This window comes from Actinoplanes sp. NPDC026623 (assembly GCF_040638275.1).
Lineage (GTDB): Bacteria > Actinomycetota > Actinomycetes > Mycobacteriales > Micromonosporaceae > Actinoplanes.
The window spans coordinates 1-2,746 of the sequence record NZ_JBEZXZ010000394.1; the positions used below are offsets into that span (position 1 = coordinate 1).

The following is a 2,746-nucleotide window of genomic DNA, read 5'->3' on the forward strand; positions in this document are numbered from 1 at the left end:
CGGGGGCGGGGCCCGCCCGGCCCCCGATCGCCACGGTCAGATGGTGCGCAGGTCCAGGGAGTGCCAGACGACGCCGTCCAGGTTTCCCGTCGTCCACCAGAGGACGCCGTCGTGGCAGGACACCGAGCCGGCGTCCGGGCTGATCTCGACGGTCTGGCGGGTGGCGATCTCGAAGACGATCAGTTGGTTGTTGCCGGTGAGTTCCGAGGTCGGCCCGACCTGGGCGAGGACCTCGAAGCGGTCCAGCGGCGCCGCGTCGGTGATGATCGTGGACGCCGCGTCGCCCGCGATGCGCTCGCGGCCGCTGCCGTCCGGGTGCATCAGGTCGATCCGGTTGGAGCCGTCCTTGGCCAGTGCCGCCACCCGGCACCACGCCGGGCCGCAGGCCGTCGTGGCGCGCCTGCCGGCCCGCGCCACCGCGACCTCGCGGCCGGTGGTCAGGTCGCGCAGCCGGGTCGCGCCGGCCGCCTGGTTGACGCCGTCGACCAGCCACGGGAACGCCGACAGCTTCCACGTGCCGGCCTGCGGCTGGCTGCGCACCGGGCCGCCGGTCAGGGCGACCGAGCGGATGTCGGTGGTGTCCGCGGCGCCGGCCGCGGCCCAGTAGACCCGGCCGCCGGCCACGACCAGGTCGTACTGCGACTGGTAGAACGTGACGTGGCCGACGTCGGCGGACAGTTGCCGGGCGGCGCCGGCCCGCTTGAGGCCGGCCGCCCACAGCGCCGGGCGGCCGCCGCCGGTGCCCTCGACCCACACCAGGTCGCCGTCGGCGAGGGCGAAGGTCTGGAACGACGGGTGCCGCTGCCGGGGCAGGCGCCGGAGTTCGCGTACGGAATCATCGGCGCCGAGCAGGAGCAGCCGCAGGAACCTGCCGTCCGGGGTTTCGGCGGTGCCCACCGAGGTGTGCGCGTCCAGGAAGATCCCCGGGCGGTATTCGGTGCCGTCGGCCAGCTTCGGCTGGACCGAGCCGCGCTGGGCCTGCGGCCAGGCGGTGACCGCGGACACCAGGGCCGCGGCGGGCGTGCCCGATCCCGCCGCCGGCATCGCCAGCAGGGCGGCGCTCGCGACGAGCGCGGCGCACAGCCCCAGCGGGAGCCGTCGTGAGGTGCTCAACCTGTTCCTTCCCGTCGCCGGAGTCGCTCGATGATAGCCACGCGGGCCCGGGTCGTATGCTGTGCCGATGACCGGTGCGGAGCGCGGTTCGACATTCATGAGCCGGCTGCGTCGCCGGTTCCGGTTCCTGGGCGGGGTGGCCGACGCGGTCTCGCAAGCCGAGATGGGCCCCTACGCCGGCGCGCCGCGCAACCCCGAACTGCGGGTGGGCGACGAGAAGTCCTACTCGACCGTGCAGTACACCTCGGTGCAGGTGACCGCGGCGGCCGACGAGGACCGGTGGCTGCGCTCGCCGATGCCGGCGATCGCCAAGGCCCGGGCGGCGGCCCGCAAGACGGTGGTCTGAGGCGGCCGTCAGCCGACGGCGGTGAGGTGGGCGACGACCATGTCGCCAAGCATCGTCCGGTAGTGCTCGCGCCGGTCCGGGTCGAGCAGGTCGCGGCCGAAGATCGTGCCGAAGGTGTACTGGTTGGCGACCCGGAAGAAGCAGAACGCGCTGATCGTCAGGTGCACGTCGACGGCGTCCACGTCGGTGCGGAAGACGCCCTGCTCCTGGCCGCGCCGCAGCAGGTCGGTGAGCAGCCGCACGGCCGGGGTGTTGAGGTCTATCAGGTCCGGCAGCCGCGCGATGTGCTCGCCGCGGTGGATGTTCTCGATGCTGACCAGCCGGATGAAGTCGGGGTTGGCCTCGTGGTGGTCGAAGGTCACCTCGGCGAGCCGCCGGATCGCCGCGGCGGGCTCCAGGTGGTCGACGCTGACCTGCTGCTCGGCGGCGCGGATCCGCGCGTACGCCTGCTCGAGCGCCTCGACGTAGAGCTGTTTCTTGCCGCCGAAGTAGTAGTAGATCATCCGCTTGGTGGTGCGGGTGCGGTCCGCGATCTCGTCGACCCGCGCGCCGTCGTAGCCGCGATCGGCGAACTCCGCGGTGGCCACGGCCAGGATCTCCGCGCGGGTGCGTTCCGCGTCGCGGCGGCGGTCCGAGGGCTCGGACGGGGCACGGCTGGCTTTCATCGGGCTCCTTCGCGGGGCGTTTCGAGCGCTCGGCAAGGTTCGCACACGACCCTTGACATCGGTCGATCGAGGGCCGATAACTAACGTACCGGTTCGTACATTAGTGGTGGAGGTCACGTCGTGGGTGGTGCGGACGGCCGCTTCGTCGTCGGGCTGATCGGCGCCGGCATCGGCTCGTCGCTCAGCCCGCCGCTGCACGAGCGGGAGGCCGACGACCAGGGGCTGCGCTACATCTACCAGCTGATCGACATCGCCGCGCTGGGCCTGGCGGCGGCCGACGTCGGCGAGCTGGTGCGCACCGCGCGGCAGCTCGGCTTCCGCGGCCTGAACGTCACCCACCCGTGCAAGCAGGAGGTCCTCGGGCACCTCGACGAGCTCTCGCCCGAGGCGGCCGAGCTCGGCGCGGTCAACACCGTCGTCTTCACCGGCGGCCGCTCGGTCGGGCACAACACCGACCGGCACGGGTTCGCGGAGAGCTTCCGGCTCGGGCTGCCGGGGGCGGCCACCGGCCGGGTGGTCCTGATCGGTGCGGGCGGCGCGGGCGCGGCCGTGGCGCACGCGATGGCCCGGCGCGGCGCCGGCCATCTCACCGTCGTCGACGCCGAGCGGGACCGGGCCCGCC

General features: G+C 73.5%; 4 protein-coding genes. 2 read left to right on the forward strand and 2 right to left on the reverse strand.

Annotated elements, in window-relative coordinates; translation table 11 throughout:
• Positions 1 to 36: 36 nt before the first annotated feature.
• The gene (locus AB0F10_RS45100; RefSeq protein WP_360640694.1) at positions 37 to 1,113 is read right to left on the reverse strand and encodes a hypothetical protein; all 1,077 of its coding nucleotides are present in this window, start codon (positions 1,111 to 1,113) and stop codon (positions 37 to 39) included.
• Positions 1,114 to 1,180: 67 nt separating this feature from the next.
• On the opposite strand from AB0F10_RS45100, the gene AB0F10_RS45105 reads away from it, so the two are divergent.
• A complete protein-coding gene (locus AB0F10_RS45105; protein ID WP_360640696.1) occupies positions 1,181 to 1,459 on the forward strand; it encodes a hypothetical protein in 279 nt (92 codons plus the stop codon).
• 8 nt (positions 1,460 to 1,467) lie between these two features.
• On the opposite strand, the gene AB0F10_RS45110 is transcribed toward AB0F10_RS45105, so the two are convergent.
• On the reverse strand, positions 1,468 to 2,124 hold the full coding sequence (locus tag AB0F10_RS45110) for a TetR/AcrR family transcriptional regulator (protein ID WP_360640698.1): 657 nt from the start codon (positions 2,122 to 2,124) through the stop codon (positions 1,468 to 1,470).
• A 120-nt stretch (positions 2,125 to 2,244) separates the two neighbouring features.
• On the opposite strand from AB0F10_RS45110, the gene AB0F10_RS45115 reads away from it, so the two are divergent.
• On the forward strand, positions 2,245 to 2,746 hold a 502-nt coding region (locus AB0F10_RS45115), incomplete at its 3' end, for a shikimate dehydrogenase (RefSeq protein ID WP_360640700.1).

Coding starts and splice junctions, on each gene's coding strand:
- AB0F10_RS45110 (WP_360640698.1), bottom strand. CDS start 2,124: ATGAAAGCCAGCCGTGCCCCGTCCGAGCCCTCGGACCGCCGCCGCGAC.
- AB0F10_RS45105 (WP_360640696.1), top strand. CDS start 1,181: ATGACCGGTGCGGAGCGCGGTTCGACATTCATGAGCCGGCTGCGTCGC.